The following is a 232-nucleotide window of genomic DNA, read 5'->3' as shown; positions in this document are numbered from 1 at the left end:
GGCCTGGCGCGCCACGCTGGATTCGCGGTGCTGGGTCATGTGGTCCGGCTGCGGGACGAAGAACAGGATCAGCAGCAGGCCGACCAGCGCCATCCCGGCGGTGAACCAGCACAGCCCATGCAGGCCGAACAGATGGGTCAGCACCGGGCCGAGCACCATGGCCACGGCGAAGGAGACGCCGATGCTCATGCCGATCATCGCCATCGCCTTGGTCCGGTGCTGCTCGCGGGTG

General features: G+C 68.5%; 1 protein-coding gene. It reads right to left on the bottom strand.

Features of this window, described 5'->3' with window-relative positions; genetic code table 11:
- Positions 1 to 232: MFS transporter (locus ACLJNW_RS28920; RefSeq protein ID WP_410962124.1), on the bottom strand; the 232-nt coding region annotated here is incomplete at both ends.

It is taken from the genome of Salmonella sp. SAL4457, from assembly GCF_046548235.1.
Classification (GTDB): Bacteria; Pseudomonadota; Gammaproteobacteria; order Enterobacterales; family Enterobacteriaceae; genus Salmonella; species Salmonella enterica.
This window is presented reverse-complemented; position numbering and strand designations above follow the sequence as displayed.